The sequence below is a fragment of the uncultured Chloroflexus sp. genome (genome assembly GCF_937951745.1).
In the GTDB taxonomy this organism is placed as follows: Bacteria; Chloroflexota; Chloroflexia; order Chloroflexales; family Chloroflexaceae; genus Chloroflexus.
In genome coordinates, this window is record NZ_CALFBQ010000066.1 from 1 (window position 1) to 21,216 (window position 21,216).

Annotated in this window: 17 protein-coding genes and 3 tRNA genes; 13 read left to right on the forward strand and 7 right to left on the reverse strand. The window is 59.0% G+C overall.

All coding sequences use genetic code 11. From position 1 onward, the window contains the following. Nucleotides 1–159: 159 nt before the first annotated feature. Nucleotides 160–447 (reverse strand): DUF86 domain-containing protein, encoded by a 288-nt coding sequence (locus Q1A59_RS14965; RefSeq protein ID WP_299645195.1) that lies wholly within the window; start codon nt 445–447, stop codon nt 160–162. Between the two features lie 253 nt (nt 448–700). After that, complete coding sequence (locus Q1A59_RS14970; RefSeq protein WP_298408097.1) at nt 701–769, reverse strand: nucleotidyltransferase domain-containing protein; 69 nt, start codon at nt 767–769, stop codon at nt 701–703. Between the two features lie 750 nt (nt 770–1,519). On the opposite strand from Q1A59_RS14970, the gene Q1A59_RS14975 reads away from it, so the two are divergent. The 3 genes from Q1A59_RS14975 to Q1A59_RS14985 all read left to right on the forward strand — a co-directional run bounded on the left by Q1A59_RS14975 (nt 1,520) and on the right by Q1A59_RS14985 (nt 5,313). Beyond that, nucleotides 1,520–2,941 carry a phosphomannomutase/phosphoglucomutase gene (locus Q1A59_RS14975; protein WP_299645196.1) on the forward strand — a complete coding sequence of 474 codons (1,422 nt, stop codon included), beginning with the start codon at nt 1,520–1,522 and terminating at the stop codon, nt 2,939–2,941. Next, nucleotides 2,938–4,050 carry a phosphoglucomutase gene (locus tag Q1A59_RS14980; protein ID WP_298490643.1) on the forward strand — a complete coding sequence of 371 codons (1,113 nt, stop codon included), beginning with the start codon at nt 2,938–2,940 and terminating at the stop codon, nt 4,048–4,050. The genes Q1A59_RS14975 and Q1A59_RS14980 overlap by 4 nt, the downstream gene beginning before the upstream one ends. 87 nt (nt 4,051–4,137) lie before the next feature. Beyond that, nucleotides 4,138–5,313: a 2-phospho-L-lactate transferase CofD family protein gene (locus tag Q1A59_RS14985; RefSeq protein ID WP_299645197.1), complete on the forward strand. Its 1,176-nt coding sequence runs from the start codon at nt 4,138–4,140 to the stop codon at nt 5,311–5,313. A 31-nt stretch (nt 5,314–5,344) separates the two neighbouring features. Here Q1A59_RS14985 and Q1A59_RS14990 read toward each other — a convergent pair whose 3' ends face one another. The 4 genes from Q1A59_RS14990 to Q1A59_RS15005 all read right to left on the reverse strand — a co-directional run bounded on the left by Q1A59_RS14990 (nt 5,345) and on the right by Q1A59_RS15005 (nt 10,214). After that, nucleotides 5,345–7,297 (reverse strand): nucleoside-diphosphate sugar epimerase/dehydratase, encoded by a 1,953-nt coding sequence (locus Q1A59_RS14990; protein WP_298483271.1) that lies wholly within the window; start codon nt 7,295–7,297, stop codon nt 5,345–5,347. A gap of 181 nt (nt 7,298–7,478) precedes the next feature. Then, complete coding sequence (locus Q1A59_RS14995) at nt 7,479–8,648, reverse strand: DegT/DnrJ/EryC1/StrS aminotransferase family protein (RefSeq protein ID WP_298408051.1); 1,170 nt, start codon at nt 8,646–8,648, stop codon at nt 7,479–7,481. Between the two features lie 110 nt (nt 8,649–8,758). Next, nucleotides 8,759–9,412, reverse strand: coding sequence for an acetyltransferase (locus Q1A59_RS15000; protein ID WP_298408064.1), 654 nt, complete (start codon nt 9,410–9,412; stop codon nt 8,759–8,761). 157 nt (nt 9,413–9,569) lie between these two features. Next, nucleotides 9,570–10,214: a sugar transferase gene (locus Q1A59_RS15005; protein WP_298408075.1), complete on the reverse strand. Its 645-nt coding sequence runs from the start codon at nt 10,212–10,214 to the stop codon at nt 9,570–9,572. 232 nt (nt 10,215–10,446) lie between these two features. Here Q1A59_RS15005 and Q1A59_RS15010 point away from each other — a divergent pair, with 232 nt between their 5' ends. The 10 genes from Q1A59_RS15010 to ptsP all read left to right on the forward strand — a co-directional run bounded on the left by Q1A59_RS15010 (nt 10,447) and on the right by ptsP (nt 17,968). Beyond that, on the forward strand, nt 10,447–12,228 hold the full coding sequence (locus Q1A59_RS15010; protein WP_298408079.1) for a BACON domain-containing protein: 1,782 nt from the start codon (nt 10,447–10,449) through the stop codon (nt 12,226–12,228). 83 nt (nt 12,229–12,311) lie between these two features. Then, the gene (rplI, locus tag Q1A59_RS15015) at nt 12,312–12,758 is read left to right on the forward strand and encodes a 50S ribosomal protein L9 (protein WP_298408100.1); all 447 of its coding nucleotides are present in this window, start codon (nt 12,312–12,314) and stop codon (nt 12,756–12,758) included. Between the two features lie 106 nt (nt 12,759–12,864). After that, nucleotides 12,865–14,220 (forward strand): replicative DNA helicase, encoded by a 1,356-nt coding sequence (dnaB, locus tag Q1A59_RS15020; RefSeq protein WP_366144877.1) that lies wholly within the window; start codon nt 12,865–12,867, stop codon nt 14,218–14,220. A 212-nt stretch (nt 14,221–14,432) separates the two neighbouring features. Continuing rightward, nucleotides 14,433–14,508: transfer RNA gene (locus Q1A59_RS15025), tRNA-Trp, on the forward strand. Nucleotides 14,509–14,531: 23 nt separating this feature from the next. Beyond that, a tRNA-Ser gene (locus Q1A59_RS15030) sits at nt 14,532–14,625 on the forward strand. A gap of 10 nt (nt 14,626–14,635) precedes the next feature. Next, a tRNA-Ser gene (locus tag Q1A59_RS15035) sits at nt 14,636–14,725 on the forward strand. Nucleotides 14,726–14,982: 257 nt separating this feature from the next. Further along, nucleotides 14,983–15,630, forward strand: coding sequence for a dihydroxyacetone kinase subunit DhaL (gene dhaL / locus Q1A59_RS15040; RefSeq protein WP_298408085.1), 648 nt, complete (start codon nt 14,983–14,985; stop codon nt 15,628–15,630). Then, on the forward strand, nt 15,627–16,019 hold the full coding sequence (dhaM, locus tag Q1A59_RS15045) for a dihydroxyacetone kinase phosphoryl donor subunit DhaM (RefSeq protein WP_298408088.1): 393 nt from the start codon (nt 15,627–15,629) through the stop codon (nt 16,017–16,019). The genes dhaL and dhaM overlap by 4 nt, the downstream gene beginning before the upstream one ends. A gap of 4 nt (nt 16,020–16,023) precedes the next feature. Continuing rightward, nucleotides 16,024–16,296, forward strand: coding sequence for an HPr family phosphocarrier protein (locus tag Q1A59_RS15050; RefSeq protein ID WP_298408090.1), 273 nt, complete (start codon nt 16,024–16,026; stop codon nt 16,294–16,296). Nucleotides 16,297–16,309: 13 nt separating this feature from the next. Next, the gene (gene ptsP, locus Q1A59_RS15055; protein WP_298408092.1) at nt 16,310–17,968 is read left to right on the forward strand and encodes a phosphoenolpyruvate--protein phosphotransferase; all 1,659 of its coding nucleotides are present in this window, start codon (nt 16,310–16,312) and stop codon (nt 17,966–17,968) included. 80 nt (nt 17,969–18,048) lie between these two features. Here the strand turns inward: ptsP and Q1A59_RS15060 are convergent. Further along, nucleotides 18,049–21,216 (reverse strand): Calx-beta domain-containing protein (locus Q1A59_RS15060; RefSeq protein WP_299645198.1); only part of this gene is annotated, 3,168 nt, incomplete at its 5' end.

Genomic DNA, 21,216 nt, shown 5'->3' on the forward strand with positions numbered 1-21,216 from the left:
AGGCTTGTGTCGTCTACTGAGAGGGCGGGGATTGTTCACAAAAACTGCCCGAAGATGTGCTTGAGCCGTTCAATATCGGCAACATGTTCTTGCAATATCTGATACACGATGTCGCGGTCTATCCAAAGTACTCGTGGACAAGAATGTTGCGAAAGCCGATCATCCGATCCAGAATTGTTCGGCGCCTTCATCAATATACCCTGCTTCGCGCAGACGGTGCGGCACATCACTGTACCAGTCAACCGTGCCCAATTGGCGACCGGCGATAATGTGGTTGCCCACATCGGTGAGTGCTTCAATTGCAAGTTGCAAGAAACGCTCGGCGCTGCCGTATCGTTCAGAATTGGCAATGAATTCCTCACGTGAATACGTTTGCATGCCGCGCAGAATGTGTACGTATTCGTTAACTTTTTCAAGCCGTTTCTGAAGTATTTCGGGTCTGATCATACTGCATCCTTGCTTTATACGCCTGTCGTTGCAGATCAAGATAGGGACGAAAATCGAAAAAATTGGCGCATAACGAGTGAAAAAATGTTCCGTGATCAAAGTCGGTCGTCTGATAGATAAGCTTATTGTGACGGAGAACCTCGTGTTTGAGGATGATGTTGGCAGTATTCAGTATCACTATATCGACGTTGCAGAAGCCGGATTCGGCCAATGCAGCAAGCAGGTCGAGTTTGGCAAAGCTGTGGGCATCGGGTCAGAGAACAAGGGCGAGATCGAGATCGCTTTCGGCATGCATTGTGCCAGTCGCTACCGAACCAAACAGGTAGACAGCCTAGATATCAGGAAAGCGTGTAAATATCTCGTTGAGATGGTCAAGATTGGGGTGAGGAGAGGGAATCATGGTACATGCGAATGGTATCAATGTGCGCTTTATGCAAAACAGGATAGCATGATTATGGTCATCAAGCAGGTGTCGCTACGAGCGATTCGCTTCTATCGACACTGCGTGCCTGCGCATTGACTAGGAGTGGTTCGGTCATTGCAAGGGGCGGGCGGGAAATGCACCGCACTGCTGCCCGCAATTGACGCAATTGCCCGTAAGCACGGAAATGATGACTCATTGACGACACGCTGGTCGCAGGTGGGCAAAGTTACGTAAGAGCGAATCGCCGGGTTACCCTTGCTCTGGGGCTTGCACCCCTTGCTATGACGGAAGTTTCCTCTCTCCAGCGTGGGCAAGGGCTGGGGCGAAGGATGCACTAGCGCTTATCCCCCCTCTCCCCACTGGGGCGCGGGTTGAGGCGAGGGGTGGATGTGAAGCCCGTCCCGCCGCTGCAAGCCATCCACTCCGTAGGGCGCGTAAGGCGGAATAAATTCCGCCCTACACTCCCCTCTCCTCGCAGAGGCGCGGACTGGGGTGAGGAGCATTCATCGCGTTCATTAGGCGATCTGTGTGCCCGTCATCCCATTTGGCGCTGACAGTGGGTATTATGGAGGGCCAGTTGCCATTCATTCTTCGACCTTGACGGATAGGATGCTTTCGGCTAGGATCGAACTAATCCGATGGTTGACTATGGCGTTCGCGGGGAACGTCACCCACCGATTTGAGGCTGGCATGGGCGTATCGCTCAATCAAACGATTTTTCGCGCGTATGACATTCGCGGCATCGTCGGGGTTGATCTCGACGAAGGGATTTATGAGTTGCTCGGGCGGGCGGCGGGCACCCTGTTTCGCAATGAGGGTCGCCGGCGCATTGTCGTGGCCCGCGATGCGCGGCTAAGTTCACCCCGGTTTCAAGCAGCGTTGATTGCCGGTTTGTGTGCCACCGGTATGGATGTGCTCGATATTGGCATGGTGGCGACGCCGGTGATGTATTTTGCGGTTGAGGCATTGGGTGCCGATGCCGGAGCGATTGTGTCGGCGAGCCACAACCCGCCGGAATTCAATGGTCTCAAGCTGCGCCGCGCCGAACCGCGCTTTGGCTCCGAGCCGTTGCCTTCAGAGGCGATTCAGGAGGTAGGTGCGATCGCGGCGAGCGGTAACTTTGCGCAAGGCAACGGTAGCTACGAGCAGGTTGATGTTGGCCCGGCCTACATCGAGTCAGCACGGCGCTGGATCGATGTCAGTGGCCGACGACCACGAGTCGTGCTCGACGGTGGGAATGGTGTGGCCGGCCCGCTAGCCATGGCAATGTACGAAGCGCTCGGTATCGAGGTGATCCCGCTCTTTATCGAGCCAGATGGCACCTTCCCCAACCACCATCCCGATCCGCTGAAAATTGAGAACTTGCGCGATTTGCAGGCGGCGGTGCGCGAGCATCGCGCTGATCTCGGCATTGCGCTCGATGGCGATGGTGACCGGCTGGGGGTGGTGGATGAGGCGGGCGAGGTGGTGTTCGCCGATCGCTACCTAATCGCGCTGGCCAAGGTCATGCTGGCGAAGCGCAAAGGGCCGGTCGTGTTTGATGTGAAGTGCAGTGCCGTCTTGCCGCAGGCAATCCGTGAACTGGGCGGTGAGCCGGTGATGTGGAAGACCGGCTACACGAGCCTGTCGGCCAAGATGCGTGAAGTTGATGCGGTGTTAGGTGGCGAGCTGAGCGGCCATACCATCTTTCCCTTCCCCGGGCGCTATTTTGATGATGGGGCGTTTGCGGGGGTCATGTTGTTGCATACTCTCGGCGAGTTGGGGCAGACCCTGCGCGAGGCGCTGGCGCCCTACCCGCTGTTACCGTCGATCGATGAAGGGCGCATCCCCTTCCCCGAAGAGCACAAGTTCGCCGTGATCGACTTCCTGCGCGAGCGGTTTGCCGGCAAGTACCCGCTGATTGACATCGATGGCGTGCGGGTAGATTTTAGTGATGGCTGGGGGTTGGTGCGGGCTTCAAATACCGAACCGGCCATCACGACGCGCTTCGAGGCGCAGACGTGGGATCGCGTTTGTGCAATCCGCGATGAGATGCTGAGCATCGTTGAGGAGTTTCGCGCACAGGCATGAGTGTGTATCGACGCCCCTTGCTACAGGCGTGGGAGGCAGCTTACACGGCTGAGCTAACTCTCGATCAGTTGCGCCGCCGGGCAGCGACGGTCGGTGCAGCATTGGCTGATCAGCGCGCGCGCTGCTTGATCGCTTTTGATACTCGCTTTCTCGCCAATCTCTTGGCCCAAACATTGGCCCTCGATTTGGCAGCGCAAGGGGTTTCGGTAATGCTCGCCAGCGCGCCAGCACCGCTGCCAGCTCTTCACCACGCGCTTGATCGCAAACAGGCCGATTGTGCGTTGTACGTCTCGGCACGCAACCGACCTTATTATATGGGTGGTTTGATCTTGATCGCCGATGATAAGAGCGGTTTGAGCATTGATCCTTCCCCTGACCCCCTGCCATCGCTTGTGTTTCCGCCCTCCTCGCCACCGCAAGAGACGGTTGATGTGCGCGCGCCCTACCTTGACGCGCTGCGTAATGTCGTTGATCTCGATGCGATCCGCCGGTTACCAATGACCTTCTTCATCGATGCAATGGCCGGCACGACGGCCGGAATGGCGACGGCGCTGCTAGGGGAGGGTGGGCAGACGCGAGCGATTGAGATCAACCGCGATCCTGATCCGCTCTTTGCGCGCGGTGCGCCGCAGCCATTTGAGGCGAGTCTCAACCGGTTACGCAAATTGGTGCGTGAAAGCGATTCGCACCTTGGGTTGGCGCTGTCTGGCGATGGCACCGCATTGGCGGTAGTTGATCCAACCGGCGAGGTGCTTGATCCGTTTGAGGTGAGCCTGTTGCTGGCCGGCCATCTGGCGGCACATCATCGCCAGCGTGGCTTGGTGATGGCGCCGCCGCCGGCACCAAATGGCCCGTTGCGCGCGTATCCCAAACACTTGACGGCATGGCAAGAGGCGACCGGCATGAAGCTGGAATTGGTGAGTGATGGCCTTCACCTTGAACGCCAACCGATTGTGGCGATGACGGCCACTGGTGAAGTGGCACTCAGTCGCTGGAGCGGCTGCCCGGATGGGTTGCTGGCTGGCCTCTTTTTGTGTGAAGCGGTATCGCGCAGTAACGGTGGCCTACGCGCACTCTGCGCAGCACTGCGCGCGCAGTTTAGTGGATAGGGGGCGTGGGGCATTGGGCGGCTGGAACAGCTTGCCGCGCCGGCCAATCTCTGCGCAGGATGCTGATGATAAGCAAGCAAAGATGGCATGAAACAAATTATCAATCGTCTGAGCGCACTGCGCCAATTGCTTCCGTCGCTCTCGCTTACCTTTGCCGGGATCGTGCTGCTGTCGCTTGGTGTGGCTTATCTCTTCATTCACGCCTATCGCACGGTTGAAGGGCTGCCGGAAGTGGTGTGGTGGCTCACCCTGCAATTTCTCCCCCGGCCATTGCGTGGCTTCTTGCTACTCAGTGTCGGTCTACTTGTCTTGGCAGGTGGCATCTGGCAACTCAGCGGTGTGGTGGTCATTCCCCGTCCAAGCCAATTACCCGTCGATGGTGAGCTGGTGTTAGGCTACGACCGCGCCAAACGACCGCGCCGGATTGCGGTGATTTCGGGTGGCGCCGGCATGCTCGTGTTATCGAGTCTGAGCGATCAGGTTGATCGAATGACCTGCATTGTGCCGGTGACTGATCCGGTCGAGTATTACTACCGGGCATCGGGGTTGCTTAATCAACCAAATGTCTATTACGTGGTGCCAACGCCGATACCGCTCGAAGTCGTTGCCGAACTGGATGACGGCACGTTGATCGATGTGCGGCATATCCATTTGCATCCCGAATTAGCCCAGCGGCGGGTGCAACACCTGCGCCTGACCCAAGCCGATCCGCCGCCGCTGACGCGGGTGGCGATCGAATCGCTGCACGAGGCGGATGCTATCGTGTTAGGGCCGGGCAGCCTGTTCGAGAGCATTCTGCCCAACTTTTTGTTAGCTGAGTTTGCTGAGGCAGTGCGAATGAGCGCCGCGAAAAAGATTTTCGTCTGTAATCTGATGACCGAGCCGGGTCGCACCACCGGCTTTCGCGTTGCCGACCATATTCGTGCCATCAAAGAATACGCTGGCTTCACCCCGGATTATGTGCTCGTTAATGCACAGCGGATCGATCCGGAAACAACGCGCATTTATGCTGCCGCGAACCAGACGCCGGTCTACCTCGATCCGGGAGATTACGAAGAGCTGGCGGCCCTGCCCGGCGATACGCGCGGCCAGCGCGGCGTGATTATCGAGGGCAGCCTAGTGATCGAGACCGATCTCGCCGCGGCGGTGATCCAATACATGACCTCGCTCGATAATCCGCAGCAGAGCCGGGCAGTGCGGGTGTTGCGCCACGATGGCCAGAAGCTGGCCGCGGCGCTGCTTGAATTGCTGCGCCGCATGTGACTCCGCTTCATCTTGCGTTCAACGTACCAACTCAATCGGTGGCAATACGCCGCCGCCAGAGCGGTTCGCCAACCGCCTGCTCGTGCGGTTTCGGTTCGATCATCGGCGCGGGTGAAGGTCGTTTGAAGGTTGGCACGATCCGGTGCAGCGTGCGCAACAAGATCGCGGTATCGTCGCGGAATGCCGCCATCTCGAGGATCCGGATCTGATCGGCTAGTGCGTGTGGTATGAACTGGGAAGCGTTGCGCGCGATCAAGATTTTAGCGTGGCTGGTGCGCTCGTATTCTTCCCCTTCGAGGAATAACTCTTCGTAGAGCTTCTCGCCGGGGCGCAGACCGGTAAAGACGATATCGATATCACGCCCGACGCGTAAGCCAGAGAGCTCGATCATGTCGCGGGCGAGATCGACGATCCGGATCGGTTCCCCCATATCAAGCACAAACACTTCACCGCCTTGACCAAGCACTGACGCCTGCAAAGTCAACTGCACCGCTTCAGGGATGGTCATAAAAAACCGCCGCATCTCAGGATGAGTCACCGTCACCGGCCCGCCGGCGGCGATCTGCTGCTTGAAGGTGAAGAGTACCGAACCGCGCGAGCCAAGCACGTTGCCGAAGCGTACCACCACATACGCGCGCCCGCTTTGGCGGGCAGCCTCGTGAACCAGCAACTCGGCCACCCGCTTGGTTGCCCCCATTACATTGGTTGGGTTAACCGCCTTGTCGCTGGAGATCATCACGAAATGGCTGACATTCACCTGTATCGCGGCGCTGAGCAAATTGCGGGTGCCGAGGATGTTGTTAGTGACAGCTTCCGAAGGATTCTGTTCCATCAGGGGAACGTGTTTGTGGGCCGCAGCGTGGAAGACGATTTCCGGGCGGTATTGCTCGAAAATGTACATGATCCGTTCTGCAAAGCGAATATCGGCAATGACGGTGGCGATGTTGGTAGTGGGGGGCGCAATCCGGCGCAGCTCTTGCTCGATGGTAAAGATCGAGTTCTCGCCGTGACCGAGAATGATCAGCTCTGCTGGTTGGGCGCGCAGAATTTGCCGGCAGAGTTCTGATCCGATTGAACCGCCGCCGCCGGTGACCATCACGCGTTTGCCTTGCAACAGGTTATGTACGGCGGCAATATCGGTCTGCACCGGTGCCCGGCGCAAGAGATCCTCGATTTGCACATTGCGCAATTGGTTGACGCTCACCTTGCCATCAAGCAGCTCGTAGAGGCCGGGCATGATTTTGGTCTTGACATTGGTGCGCTCGCAGAGTTCGACAATGCTGCGAATGTCTTTGCCGGCAGCCGATGGCATAGCAATGATGACGCAGCGGGCATCATATTCATGGACAAGCCGGGGAATGTCGAACCGGTTGCCCAATACCGGCGCACCATAGATGTGCATCCCGTGCTTGAGCGGGTCATCGTCAAGAAAGCCGACGACTATCATGCCGAGTTGCGGGTTGTCACGCAATTCACGCGCGATCATCGAGCCGGCTGAACCGGCGCCCATAATTAGTACGCGCTGCATCGTTCCGTTGCTGTCGCCTTTACGCTTGCGCTTGAGGGTATTGTGGTGCCAGAGCAAGCGGGCGAGCAGGCGCGGCCCAATGGTTGCTGTTAGTCCGAAGAAGAAGAAAATGATGGGCACTGAACGGGGTACAAGAGTAAGCGGTGTGATGCTAGCCACCACAAACGCAACCGGCGTGGCGATGATCATCGCCAGCGATACGGCTGCAATCAGCATTAACAATTCATCGATTGAAGCGTAGCGCCAATACCGCGAATAGATGCCTAATCGCTGGAAGAGCACGATGTGAACGGGCGTTGTGATCACGGCCAAGACGAACCAGCCGGCTAGGGCGGTGCCTGCGGGCAAGTCGTCGAGCCGCACCCAAAAGCTCAGGTATGCCGCTAGTGGCAACAAAACTATGTCGAGCAAGAACAAATAACGATTGCGGAGGGGGGAAGCAGGTATGAGCTTCAAGCCGGACTCCTTTCCTGTCGCTGCTTGGTCGGCAGTGCGGCGCGTATGGTGAGGAGGCTAGCGGGAATAACGCTACGCTTAAGCTGTTAGGTGACGGCTTCATGCTACCGGCGGTAGGTGAACAATTAATGTGTACCGCTGCCAACCAGATAACAATCTTGTTAGAACAGCGCTGATACTTTTATCCCGTGAGCGCGGCTCGTAAATGATGAACCACCTCGGTGACTTGTTCTTCGCGCATGACACTAGAAAAAGGCAGCGCCAACGATATGGCGCCAAGCCGTTCTGTCACTGGAAAATCGCCTTGCTCGTATCCAAAAAGCTCACGGTAAAAGGGTTGCAGATGAATCGGCGTGAAATAGGGCCGGCAGGGGATGCCGGCTGCGGCTAGCCGCTGCATCACTGTATTGCGATCTGCCGGCGGCAGAATCCGCACCACGTAGACAAACCAGCTCATCCGGGTGGTGTGCGGGCTGAGCTGAGGCCGCTCGACCAGCTCTAGATCGGCCAGTTGTTCGTGATACCACGCGGCCACTTGCGCCCGCCGGGCAATCAGTTCTTCGATCCGTTGCAGTTGGGCAACTCCCAGCGCCGCACTGAGTTCGTCGAGCCGGTAGTTGTAGCCGAGGCGGGTGTGGTTGAGCCATGCATCAAAGACATCGCGCCCCTGATTGCGCAGCGAGCGAAATAGGGTAGCCCAGTCGTCGTGTCGGGTGACGATCATGCCGCCTTCGCCAGTCGTCATTTGTTTGTTGGGATAAAAGGCAAAGACCGCCGCGTCGCCGAGCGTGCCGGCCATCTGCCCCTTGTAAGTTGAACCGATTGCCTCGCAAGCGTCTTCAATCACGCGCAGACCGTACTCGGCAGCGACGGCGTTGATGGGATCCATATCAGCCGGTTGGCCGAAGGCGTGGACGGGCATAATTGCTTTGAGCGTGCCGATCGGGCCATAGCGGCGGGGGAGCCAGCGCGCAGCCGCGGCGCCACCGCGCACGAGATCGGCTACTGCTTCAGCAACGAGATGTGGATCAATATTGCCGGTGGCCGGATCAACATCAACGAAGACCGGTAACGCCCGTTCGTAGAGAATGCTGTTGGCTGAAGCGATGAACGAGAAGGGGGTGGTAATCACCAGATCGCCATCGCGCGCGCCGGTGGCGATGCAACAGAGGTGTAGCCCGCTGGTGCCGGAATTGACCCCGACGGCATGGGGGAGGCCAACGTACTGGGCCATAGCTTGCTCGAAGGCGACGATCTGCGGCCCAATGCTGAGATAGCTGGTCTGCAAGACCTGATTGACGGCGGCGATTTCGGCTGCGGTGATGTCGGGCGATGACATAGGAATGGGCACGAAAGTCCTCCTACTATGGAACGCAAAGACGCAAAGGCGAATGACGAATAATCTGGTATGATGCCGGCAATAGACAGCTTGCGCGATCCCTTGCGTCGTTATAGTAAGGTTCATTCCCCAATGGCCCGTTCGCGGAATGGTCGCGCCGGTACGCCAATTGCGATCATTTCGTTTCCAACATCGCGTTGTACCAACGCGCCGGCGCCAACGACACTCCATGCCCCTACTCGACGCTGCGGCATCACGATGGCACCGATCCCGATCAGCGTCCCTGCGCCGATGACAACTTGGCCGCCGGTATGGACGCCGGGGGCGATATGGGCATGATCGCCAATCTGGTTGTGGTGATCAATGGTGCAACCAGTATTGAGGATGACATTGGCGCCGATGACGCTGCCGGGATTGATGATAGCGCCGGCGCAAATCATTGTGCCGGGGCCGATGGTGACACTGGCAGCGATGATTGCCGAGGGATGGATGGCGCTGACCAACTGTTCGCCGCGCGCCGTCAATTCGGCGAAGAGGCGCGCACGCGTGCGGTTGTCGCCAATTGCGATCACAATACCGTCGTGCGGGATGCTAGCCAACGCTGCAACCGGCCCGAACACCGGTAACCCTAGCGCTTGTTCCCCATACCGGCGCGGGTTGTCGTCGAGGTAGCCGATCGGTTGGCAATCACCGCCATTGGCTGCCGCCTGCAACAAGATATCAGCCACAACCTGTCCATGCCCGCCGGCGCCAATGATTAAGATGCGTTGAGCCATAGCACTATCATTTCTTATTGAGGGTATCGCTGTCCATGACTCGCTACTTTTTAAGTCGTATCCTAGGGCCTTGGCGTTATGGGGCAGTCTGGTGCGGATAGAGCGTGGGCGTTCGCCTGCCGCGCTGAGCCAAGGCGGGTCTGCGGCCCGTTCCGTCTTAATTACTACTGGCTGCTTGTGGCTGCGCGGGTGGTAATGGCGGCGTTCCCATAAACTCTTCGGTAGTAGCGTGGCCCGGCTGGCTAATCCCTTCGCGCTTGAACACCTTCCAGAGCGTCAGCGCGAGGATTTGTATGTCAAGCCATAGTGATACCTGATCAACGTATTGCACATCGTAAGCAAACTTCTCTTCCCACGAGAGGGCATTGCGCCCGTTGATCTGTGCCAGACCGGTGATGCCCGGCAAGACCTCGTGCCGGCGTCGCTGCTGGGGGGTGTAGCGTGCGAGGTACTGCATCAACAGCGGGCGTGGTCCGACCAGACTCATCTCGCCGCGCAGCACGCAGAACAGTTCGGGCAGTTCGTCGAGGCTGGTGCTGCGCAAAAACCGGCCAAACGGTGTTAACCGTTGTTCGTCGGGCAAGAGCCGGCCCTGTGCGTCGCGGGCATCGGTCATAGTGCGGAACTTGAGCATCGTAAATGGCCGGCCATGCAAACCGGGCCGGCGCTGGCGAAAGATTACGCCACGACCGAGTTTGAGCCGCACCAGCAAGGCAATCACGGCCATCACTGGCGCTAAGATGATCAGCGCCGGTATCACAATGATCAGATCGAGCAACCGCTTGCCGTAACGGCGATACATACACAACTCCGTCACGATGCTAATTGGAATGGCCCTATCGTAGCGCGACCAGATGTCAGTCGGATGAAAGACAGCGCTGGGTGAAGTGACTCTCTGTATAACGACGAAAGTTGCCACATGTTGCCTGAGATATGGTACGCTGATGGCAAGAGGGAGGCGTTTGCGGATACACAAACACTGGTTGCGAGGGCACAATTGCTTGCCAACCATGCTAACCAAGAGGGTCAAACCTATGCCACATCGTCTGTTCCCCCTGCTCGTCATTAGCTTAATCGCCGCTCTGGCGCTAAGTTCATCGCCTGCTCCCAGTCTGGCCGCTCCTGACCAACCACCCCGTCTCACCACGTTTGGGATGAATACCTACTTCAGCGGCTTGGAACGGTTGCCGCAGAACCGCAATGATGATCTGGCGGCGCTGGTCAATGCCACCCGCGAACTCGGCGCTGAGTGGGTGAGGGAAGAGATCAGTTGGGCTAATCTCGAACCGAGTAAGGGCAACTTTACATGGGGCTTGATGGATACCGCGTTGGCGCAGGCGGCGAATGGCGGGTTCGGCATTATCGGAATGCTGCTGACCACGCCGGAGTGGGCGCGGGTCGCTGATTGCGCCAGCCGAATCACGCGCAACAATGGTTCGCTCAACTACTGGTGCCCGCCGGCTAACCCGCAAGACTTCGCCGATTTTGTTCGCGCGGCGGTCGAACGCTACGATGGCGATGGGATGAACGATGCTCCCGGTTCGCCGCGGGTGGCGGTGTGGCAGATTTGGAATGAACCGAATAACTGGGCGACGTGGCCGGGTGAGGCGAACGAATACGGCGCGTTGCTAGCCGCCGGTTATGCCGCTGCCAAAGCCGCCGACCCGACGGCTATCATCGCTACTGGTGGTGTTTACATTTTTGATGGCGGCACACGCACTGGCGGCAATCGCGACGGGCTCGAATTTCTCGGCGCGGCGTTTGGGGCTGTGCCTGTCGCCCAAACCAGCTTCGATGCGCTGGCGATCCACCCCTATATGCCCGACACCGCTCCGGATCGGGTCGGCCTGTTTGGCTTGGTCTCTCTCTGGGGACGGATTAGCAATGCCCGTGGCTGGCTCGATTCCCGGCGCGGGCCCCATGTGCCGCTCTGGATCAGTGAGCTAGGGTGGTCGACCTGCACGCATGCTTCCGCCGTTTGTCGCAGCGAGCAAGAGCAAGCTGATTTTCTGGTGCGCAGCCACGGTATTGCGCTGGCATTGGGCGTGCAGCATATCAATTGGTTCCAGCTTGAAGATAAGTTTGATAGCCCGCCCAATGATCTGTGGGGTAACATGGCCTTGCTGCGCAATCGGAGCCAAGGCTATGCCCGTAAGCCCGCCGCCAACGCCTACGCCACGCTCACCAACCAGCTTGTAGGGGCGACCTTTGCCGGCTTTGGGCCATTACATAGCTATGTCCATCAGAATAACGCGCTTATCCCCGCTGCTCGCTACCACCTCCGCTTCCAGACCGCGACCGGCGCGCTGGTTGATCTCTTATGGACGACCGGCAGCGCCGAGACGCGCACGATGCCACTTGAGTCCGGTCGCATTGCCCAACTGCTTAGCCGCGACGGGGCGACGCTACCGCTAAGTATCAGTGGCGGGCAGGCCCAGATTCCGCTCAGCGGTACGCCAGTCTATCTGCGTCAAGATACGCCGGCGCAACTGGCGGTTACGCCGGCGAGTGTGACTGTTCCCATGTTGGCAACCGATCCGGCGACGAGCTATGCGCTTGTGGTGCAGAATCTCGGTTCGGCAATCATCAATTGGACAGCGAGCGGCAGCGCGAGCTGGCTTACACTCGAAACGACCAGCGGCAGCGGCCATACCAGTCTGTTGCGCTACCGGATTAATCCATCCGGTCTGACGCCGGGGAATTACTCAACCACGGTCACGGTCAACGCCGGCAGCGCCGGCATACAAAGCGTCCCCATCACCTTACGCGTGGTGACAACGCTCTACCGCGCGTATGCGCCAGTGATCTATCGTTGACGATCCGCGCCGGGTTATGGTAAGATAAGGGCCGTTGCTTATAACCGGTGTAGGTAAAGGAGAGCGCCGTGAGCGCAAAGAAAATGAAAGTATTGCTCGTGCAAGATGTTGAGCATCTGGGCAAAGCGGGCGAAATCAAAGATGTGAGCGGCGGTTTTGGCCGTAACTATCTGCTGCCGAAGGGGTTTGCCGTGCTGGCGACTAAGAGCCAGATCAAACAGGCTGAAGAGCGGTTGGCCGCGCAGCGACGCAGGGCCGAAGCGGCGCGCAAAGAGGCCGAGGCGTTAGCCGCCAAGCTGGCTGAACTGACACTGACCTTTGTGGTCAAGGTCGGCGAGCAAGAGCGACTGTACGGTTCGGTGACCAATGCCGATATTGCCGCCAAGTTGCACGAAGTGGCCGGCATCGAAATCGACCGGCGTAAAATCGCGCTCGAAGATCCGATCAAGCGCACCGGCGAGTATGAGGTTCCGGTCGAACTGGCTAGCGGGGTTTCGGCCATGCTTAAGGTTGTGGTGGTAGGCGAATAACCGCTCGCGCAACGTTTAGCGACATCTCTTGCCAATGTGCCGCAATTCGCGGCACATTGGCGTTTTATCCAGATGATGTGGATAACCGGTGGGCAACGGGGGGAAAATCGTGGAAAAGCGGGAAGATCGCCTCGAACGCAGCGTACCGTTTGATTTGCAGGCCGAGCGGGCAACGCTCGGCTCGATCTTACTGGAACGTGACGCCATCATCGCGGTTGCCGGCTGGCTCCCTTCCGAATATTTCTACCTCGAAAAGCATGCGCTAATCTACGAGGCGATGCTAGCTTGCTACAACCGGCGTGAACCAGCCGATCTGGCAACCGTCGCTGCCGAATTGCGCCGGCGCGGCCAGCTTGAGCTGATCGGCGGCATCACCATGCTGAGCGAGCTGGTCACTGAGGTGCCGACCGCCGTTCACATCGAATACTATGCCCGCATCGTCGAGCGTACCGCCCTATTGCGCCGCCTGATCGAGGCTGGCGGGCGGATCGCAGCGATGGGGTACGACGAAGCGAGCGATCTGGAAGAGACGCTTGATCGGGCCGAAGCCGAGCTGTTCGCTGTCTCGCAACGGCGCAACAATCAAGATTTCGTCCACATTGGCCGTGTGGTCAATACCCTCTTTGCTCAGATCGAGTCGATGCAAGAGCGGCGCGGCGAGGTAATCGGCGTACCGACCGGTTATCACGATCTCGATGAGCTGACCGGCGGCTTGCAGCCGAGCGACCTAATTATTCTCGCCGCCCGGCCCAGCGTCGGCAAGACTTCGCTCGCGCTTTCGCTGGCCTACAACGTCGCCTTTCAAGCCAACGGTACGGTAGCCATCTTTAGTCTTGAAATGAGCCGCGAGCAGTTGGTGCAACGCATGTTGGCTATGCATACCGGCATTGATATGCAACGGCTGCGTACCGGCAATCTGCGCGGCGAAGAGTTAAGTCTGGCGATCGAGGGGTTGGGAGTGCTGTCTGAGCTACCGATCTATATCGAAGATACTCCCGGCCTCAGCATTACTGACGTGCGCGCCCGCGCGCGCCGCCTACACAGCGAAGTAGGCATCACGCTGGTGATGATCGACTACCTGCAACTGATGTCGGGCCGCCGCACCGACAACCGCGTCCAAGAGGTCAGCGACATCAGCCGCGGTCTCAAGGCGCTAGCCCGCGAACTCAACGTGCCGGTGATCGCGCTCTCGCAGCTCTCGCGCGCGGTCGAAGGCCGCCAGAGCCACGTGCCGATGCTCAGCGACCTGCGCGAGTCTGGCTCGATTGAGCAAGATGCCGACATTGTGATGTTCATCTATCGCGAAGAGTTGTACGATAAAGAGACCGACAAGAAGGGGATCGCCGAGATTCATATCGCCAAGCACCGCAACGGCCCGCTTGGTATCATCCCGCTTCGCTTCGAGTCACGCACTACCCGTTTCCAAAACCTTGAACGCTACCACGCGCCAGAGGGGTACTGAGGCGGCGGGTGCCGTTTGTTGCTCTCATCTGCCGTTTGGGCGAAGCGGGTAACGCAATACGCGAGGTTACCGAAAATCTCTATGACGGTGACCGGGGCGCGATTGGGGTGGAGTGCGGTAGTGCAACTGCCGCATTTTAAGCTGGCGGTCGCGCTTTCTACCTTCCCCACTCTTGCCAAAATTGGCCGGATATGGTAGGATAAAGAACGCGAAGGCGGGTAGCTCAATTGGCAGAGCAGTGGCCTCCAAATCCACCGGTTGCAGGTTCAAGTCCTGTCCCGCCTGCCATTTTTTATGCCGGCCAGCCAAGCGGGGGCGTGGCAGAGTCCGGTTGATTGCGTCGGTCTTGAAAACCGAAGGACGTAGCAATACGTCCCGTGGGTTCGAATCCCACCGCCCCCTCCAGTAGTGCTATGGGGAGGTCGCATAGTGGCCTAGTGCGGCGGTTTGCTAAACCGCTAGGGGGGCAACCCCCTCGAGGGTTCGAATCCCTCCCTCCCCGCCAAGATCGCCCGCAGGTGACGCTGCGGGCGATTGCTATTCATCCCTATGCAGTATGTTTCAGAATTGCAACAAAAAAGGTAAACAGGCTTGGCCATTTTCCCTTGATCCAACGCGCGGCATGGTCTAGCATACAACAGAAGCAGCTCGTTTGCCGACCTACAGCCGTGCCAGCCAACCAGCTCAGGCCGACCAGTGTCGGTTGTAGGTGTGCGCGCAATCTGTCAATCACTGCATCACGATAATACGAGCGAGGCAACGATGCCAATCACGGTAGAACACGTCACGCATTTTCTCACGGTGGCGGCGGAGCTGATCCACGCCTACCGCGATGAGCTGACTTCGCTTGATGCTGCAATCGGCGATGCCGATCACGGCGCGAACCTCGATCGCGGTTTCGCTGCGGTGATTGCCCGCCTGCCGACGGTGGCCGATAAAGATATCGGCACGGTGCTGAAGACCACTGGCATGACCATCGTTTCGACAGTTGGCGGCGCATCAGGGCCGTTGTACGGCACGGCCTTTGTCCGGGCCGGGATGGCGTTGGCTGATCGACACGAAATGAGCGCCGAAGATGTAGTGTTGGCGCTCGAAGCGGCGTTAGATGGGATTGTGGCCCGAGGCAAGGCCCAACCCGGCGAAAAGACGATGGTTGACGCGCTAGTTCCTGCTATCGAAGCCCTGCGCGCGGCCTTGGCCGACGGCCGTTCGCTGACGCGGGCGGTGCAGGCAGCAGCGGCGGCGGCAGCAGCCGGCGCGCAGGCGACGATCCCGATGTTGGCAATGAAGGGGCGTGCTTCATACCTCGGCGAGCGCAGTATTGGCCATCAAGATCCGGGGGCTACCTCAACGGCGTATCTGTTACGAGCGCTGGCGATGACGTGTAGCCGCAATGAGGAGGAGGCATGATTGGATTGTTGATCGTCTCGCATAGCGCGCGACTCGCCGAAGGCGTCCAAGAGTTTGTCGGGCAAATTGGTGGCGACCAGATTCCGGTTGTCGCCGCCGGCGGCGCTAGCGATGGTTCGCTGGGCACGAGTGTTGAACGGATTTTAGCCGGCCTCGAGCAGTTGCGGGCCGCTGATGGCATTCTGGCCTTAGTTGATCTGGGTAGTGCAGTGATGAGTGTCGAAACAGCGCTCGAACATTTTTCTGGCCCGCCCGTTCAGATTAGCAATGCGCCATTAGTCGAGGGCGCTTATCTGGCTGCGGTTGAGGCCTCGAATGCTGAAGCGACGCTGGACCAAGTGGCGGCGGCGGCCTTGCAAGCGCGTGAGTTGATGAAAGTCTATGAGTAGCGATATGACAGAAGTCGTTTTGACCGTCAATAACCCAGTTGGTTTGCATGCCCGCCCGGCGAAGGTGTTTGTTGAGACAGTCCGGGCTTACAAGAGCACGGTGACCATTCAAAATCTGAGCCGGCCCCAAACCAAAGAAGTGCCGGTGACGGCCTTTAACCTTTTGCAGATCGGGGTGCGTCAAGGGCATCAGATTCGCTTACGCGCTAGCGGCGAGGACGCGGCGGAAGTGATTGCTGCGCTGACCAAGCTGGTTGAAGAGAATTTTGGCGAGTAGCGACGAGGAATGTATGAGTGTGGTGCTGCAAGGAGCAGGTGGTGCGGCTGGGTTGGCGTTCGGGCCGGCCTATCGGTGGCAGCGCGCAGCAGTGGCGGTTGACCCGCCGCACGAGCCGGCTGACGCGGCGCTAGCTCGGTTCCACGCTGCGCAGCGAGCCGCTGTTGGCCGGTTGCGTGCGCTGGCGGAACGGCAACGGGCTGCCGGTCTCCGTGAGGCCGATCTGTTCGATGCGCAAGCGCTATTGGTGGAAGATGAAACACTGACCGATGGCGTTACCGCGCTCGTGCTCGAAGGCGAACCACTGACTCGGGCGATTCAAACGGTTGTTGCTCAGATGCAGGCAGTGCTGGCCGAACTGGATGACCCGTATTTGCGCGAGCGGTCAGCTGATATGGCTGCGGTTGGCCTTGAGTTGCTGCGCGCACTGGCCGGCGATTATGTCTCGCCAACCATTCCTCCCGGTGCGATTATTGTCGCCGATGATTTAACCCCGGCTGAAACGGTAGATTTGCCCCATCATGTGGCCGGGTTTGCTACTGCCGGCGGTGGCCCGACTAGCCATACGATCATTCTGGCCCGCGCGCGTGGGGTACCGGCAGTTGTTGGCGTGGGCGAGGCGATCTTGCACGTGCCCGATGGAACTAGTCTGTTGGTTGATGGCGATACGGCGACGGTGTTGATCGATCCTGATGAGGCAGCGTTGCAGGCGGCGCAAGAGCGTATGGCGGCATTGCACGCCGCCCGGCAGCGGCGCGCGGCGTTGCACGATCGGCCCGGCCAGTTGCGCGATGGCCGTCCGGTGGCGTTGTGGGCCAATATTGGCCGTCCGGCTGAGGCCCGGCTGGCGCGCGAGCATGGCGCAGAAGGGGTTGGGCTGTTTCGCACCGAATTTCTCTTCCTCGATCGGGCAACGCCGCCTGATGAAGATGAGCAATACGCTGCCTATCGGGCGGTGCTGACTGAATTGCCTAATTGTCCGATTGTGATCCGGACGCTCGATATTGGCGGTGATAAACCGTTGCCGTACCTGCCGTTACCGCCCGAAGCGAATCCGTTCCTCGGCGTGCGCGGGTTACGCCTCTCGATGCAGCGGCCCGATCTCTTTCATACCCAGTTGCGCGCCTTGCTGCGCGCGGCTGTTCACGGTGATATCTGGGTTATGCTGCCGATGGTGACTACACCGGCTGATCTGGCATGGGCGCGCGCACAGTTGCAGGAAGTGGCAGCGGCGCTCGCTGCTGCGGGGGTTGATCATCGTTCCAATCCACCGTTGGGGGTGATGATCGAGACGCCGGCAGCCGCGGTATTGGCCGATCAATTGGCGCGTGATGCCGCTTTTTTCAGTATCGGCAGCAACGATTTGGCCCAGTATACGCTTGCTGTCGATCGCGGTCATGCCACGCTGGCAGCGCGCTATCACGCCGATGATCCGGCGGTGTGGCGGATGATCGAATTGGCTGCGCGCGCTGCGCGGCAGGCCGGCATTCCGATTGGCATCTGCGGAGAACTGGGGGGCGATCCTAACGCTGCGCCGGCGCTGGCTGGCTTGGGTCTGGATGAGTTAAGTATGGCGCCGGCGAGCATTCCAGCCGTTAAAGAACGATTGGCCCAGATCACGTGGGCCGAGGCGCAAGCTGCTGCTGTGCGGGCGGTTGGACGAGAGCCGTAGGCGCAGCGGCGTGGATAGCGGTGACTAGAAACGCACGGGCAGGTTTCAAACCTGCCCGTATTGCTGTCTGCACTCTGCTGCTACGGCACTACCCGCACCATCGTCGTGGTTTGCCACCGGTAGAGATTGCCGATCTGATCAGTAGCGGTTGCTTGCACCGCGATTGGCGCTGCGCCCACCGGCATCGTGCCGGCACTGAGCGGAATGCTCAACGTGTCGCCGGCACCTGCCGCGACAAGCCCTATATCAATCGTCATGACCGGCCCACTCACGTTGCACGAGCCGGGAATGGCAGCGCAGGCCCCCGCGCTAAAGCCGATCCCATCGGATAAGGTGATCGTCAGTTGGAGGTTGTGCGCTGCGCCGGCAGCCGGCCCGTTGGCTTGATTGGCGTAGGTAATGGACAGGGTGGTGCTGCTGCCTGTGATGACGGTCGTCGAGGTAGGCGTTGCGTTCAGCGCCAATGCGGGGGCTGGCGGTGGGGTCAGGTAGATTGGCATACCGGTCTGCCCTTCCTGAATAAAGTAATTCTCGGCAGTAGGGTGGTTAGTGCAAGTCACAATCCGCCACCACCCCGGTTGGGGGGAGGCAATCACATCGCCGCCACGAGTGGTTGCCGTGCCATTGTTCCATTGCCCGTCAGCCGAAGCCGTGCCGGGAATGCCCCCGGTTTGGCCGGTAGGATCGTAGAGCGATCCGGGTGGATAATAGCGCACCCATGCCCTGCCAGCGAAGTTGCCCTCGAGATCAAAGTTGTGGAAGGTGACGCTGCTCAAGCCCGGTGCGACGTATTGGAAGAAGGTGGTGCAGACCGGGGTTCCCGGCGGATGGCGCAGCGTCTGGCGTAAGATACCCTGCGTGATCTCATCGCCACTGCCGGGGAGGCCATCGAGGTCGATGGCCGGCGCGCCGCTGCCGGTCCAGCCGCTGCGCACGGCCCAGCCGTTGGTATCATTATTGGGTACGCTGGCCTCTAAGATATAGATGCCGCACGGCGTGGGATTGGGAATGCCCGCTAGGCTTACCCATGTGGTGGCATCGCCGGTATTTGGCGCATAGTTGGCGATCGCGACCGGTGTCCCAATGGTGGGAGGATAGCCGTCGCTTGCTTGCCAGCCGTCTGGCATACGGTACAAGGCAAACGTTGTCGTTTCCGCCGTATCACGGATTACGTCAAACGGGTTTGTTGCCGGATTGATCGATGGGCTGAGCAGTTCAACTGCTAGACCGCCGGTAATGCCGCATGGCACATCGATCCGCACCAGCGAAGCGCCTTCGTTCGCACCGTAGAAGTTCCAACCGAAGGTGGTATAATTCGGGCCGGCTGTTTGCAGCGCAGTCGGGTTTTGGGTCAGCAACGCCGGGGTGGTGTCAATAATCGTGACTGTGGCCGTGGCCGGATCACCAAGGGTTGCCCCGGTTGGCCCGCTGAGCGTAACGATGATCGTCTCTAGCGGCGTCTCAGCAGTATTATTATTCCAGAGCGGGATAGTAAAGCTCTGGCTGGTCACTCCCGGCGCGAAGCTGAGCACGCCACTGACTGGTGCGTAGTCGTGAATCGGAGATGAGCCATCACCGGGTTGGGCCGTGCCGCCGGTGACAGTGGCATAATTGACCGTGACCGTGCTGGTAGCGGGGCGGCTAAGGGTTACCGTAACGGTAGCTGCACCAGCGCTCTCGTTGCCAACGAAGTCATTGCTTACGAAGCGCACCGCCGGCGGATCATCGTCGCGGATCGTGCCAACTCCCACGCTATCGGCAATCACGACGGTCTCGTCGCTGGCTAAGATGCTGGGCTGGCCGGGCATCGTTGCCCGTGGGTTGCTCAGGTTGACGATAAAGAATTCGTCGTCTTCCGGCGAGGTATCGCCGATAATTCCAACCGGCAAGGTGACTTGCAACTGACCGGCGGGGATCGTCAAAGTTCCGGCAATGGCATTGTAATCAAGCCCGGCCGTTGCGGTGCCATCGGCGGTCGCGTAATCGACCAGAATATCACGATCGGAGACGCGGTTGAGGCGAACGATGAAATTGCCATTGGCGACGCCGCTATTGCCTTCGAGCCGGATAATATCGTTGATGCTGATGCGCACCGATTCGTTGTCTCTGTTGATAAAGTTCAGGTTGGTTGGCGCCAGACCGTTGTAGAACGGATCGGCGCTGATCGCCGGCGCAAATTGTACGGTAAATGGCTGATGCCCATCTTCGAGTGTGTCATCAACCCCGCTCACAATCAATGCCGCATTGAGATTCCAATTCGTTTCATCGAACACGATGCTCGTTGGCGTTACGCTACCCTCAGCCGGATTATCCACCGAGATGTTGAGTTGCACCGGCGCGGTAGGTTGGCTGGCGAGACGAATTTGGATCGTAACGCTATCGCCATTTTCTGACACAACAAGCGGCGCAAGGGGGGTGGTTACAATAAAGCCGGGCGGGTCGTTGTCGAGAATCGTCAGTTCGACTGCCGGCCCGATCAGGCCATTGTAGAACGGATCGGCGCTAGTTGCTGTGTGCGGCAGCAAGATGGTCTGGCTTGCTTCAGCAATGTTGTCGTCGGGTACGAACACTGTGACAAGCTGTGGGATATTCCAGTTGGCTGGCGTAAAGGTAAGCGTTGCCACTGCCACACCGTTGATCAACGCTACTCCTTGCCCATTTATTGTAATGGTCACATTGGCGGTTGGCTGAGTCGCCAACTCGATAGTGTAGCTGGTGCTACCGCCTTCGGTAACAGTTAGTTCAACGGCGCTGGGAATGATCCCCGGAATATCGTCATCAACCACCGTGACCGGCAGTCCAAGGCTGAGGCCGTCATGGGCCGGGTCGAGGCTGCTCGTGGTGTGCAATACAATCCGATTACGCGCCAGTTGCGCAATTTGATCGACATTCGGTTCCAGCACACTGACCGTCTGCGGCGTGTTCCAGTTGGCCGGCGTGAAGGTCAACGTCGCAGTAGCATTGCCGTTGATCAACAGGAACCCTTGTCCGTCAATCGTCACCGTCACATTCGCGGTTGGTTCACTCGTGAGCGTGATCGTATAGCTGCCGGGTGAACCTTCTACAATGGTGAGCGTCGCTGGTGTGAACACAAGACCGGCATTGTCGTTTTCCAGAATGGTGACGGTAAGCGGTACCGGCGCAAGGGCGGCGTAGATCGGGTCGCCGCCGCCAAAGACGTGCAGCAAGATAACGTCGTAGCTGGCGCTAGTTGGCGCTTCGTCGATCAGATCGTCAATCGCCTGCAC

Coding starts and splice junctions, on each gene's coding strand:
- Q1A59_RS15005 (WP_298408075.1), bottom strand. CDS start 10,214: ATGTATCGCCGTTACGGCAAGCGGTTGCTCGATCTGATCATTGTGATA.
- rplI (WP_298408100.1), top strand. CDS start 12,312: ATGAAAGTATTGCTCGTGCAAGATGTTGAGCATCTGGGCAAAGCGGGC.
- dhaM (WP_298408088.1), top strand. CDS start 15,627: ATGATTGGATTGTTGATCGTCTCGCATAGCGCGCGACTCGCCGAAGGC.
- Q1A59_RS15000 (WP_298408064.1), bottom strand. CDS start 9,412: ATGGCTCAACGCATCTTAATCATTGGCGCCGGCGGGCATGGACAGGTT.
- Q1A59_RS14985 (WP_299645197.1), top strand. CDS start 4,138: ATGAAACAAATTATCAATCGTCTGAGCGCACTGCGCCAATTGCTTCCG.
- Q1A59_RS14975 (WP_299645196.1), top strand. CDS start 1,520: ATGGCGTTCGCGGGGAACGTCACCCACCGATTTGAGGCTGGCATGGGC.
- dhaL (WP_298408085.1), top strand. CDS start 14,983: ATGCCAATCACGGTAGAACACGTCACGCATTTTCTCACGGTGGCGGCG.
- Q1A59_RS15010 (WP_298408079.1), top strand. CDS start 10,447: ATGCCACATCGTCTGTTCCCCCTGCTCGTCATTAGCTTAATCGCCGCT.
- Q1A59_RS15050 (WP_298408090.1), top strand. CDS start 16,024: ATGACAGAAGTCGTTTTGACCGTCAATAACCCAGTTGGTTTGCATGCC.
- ptsP (WP_298408092.1), top strand. CDS start 16,310: ATGAGTGTGGTGCTGCAAGGAGCAGGTGGTGCGGCTGGGTTGGCGTTC.
- Q1A59_RS14965 (WP_299645195.1), bottom strand. CDS start 447: ATGATCAGACCCGAAATACTTCAGAAACGGCTTGAAAAAGTTAACGAA.
- Q1A59_RS14980 (WP_298490643.1), top strand. CDS start 2,938: ATGAGTGTGTATCGACGCCCCTTGCTACAGGCGTGGGAGGCAGCTTAC.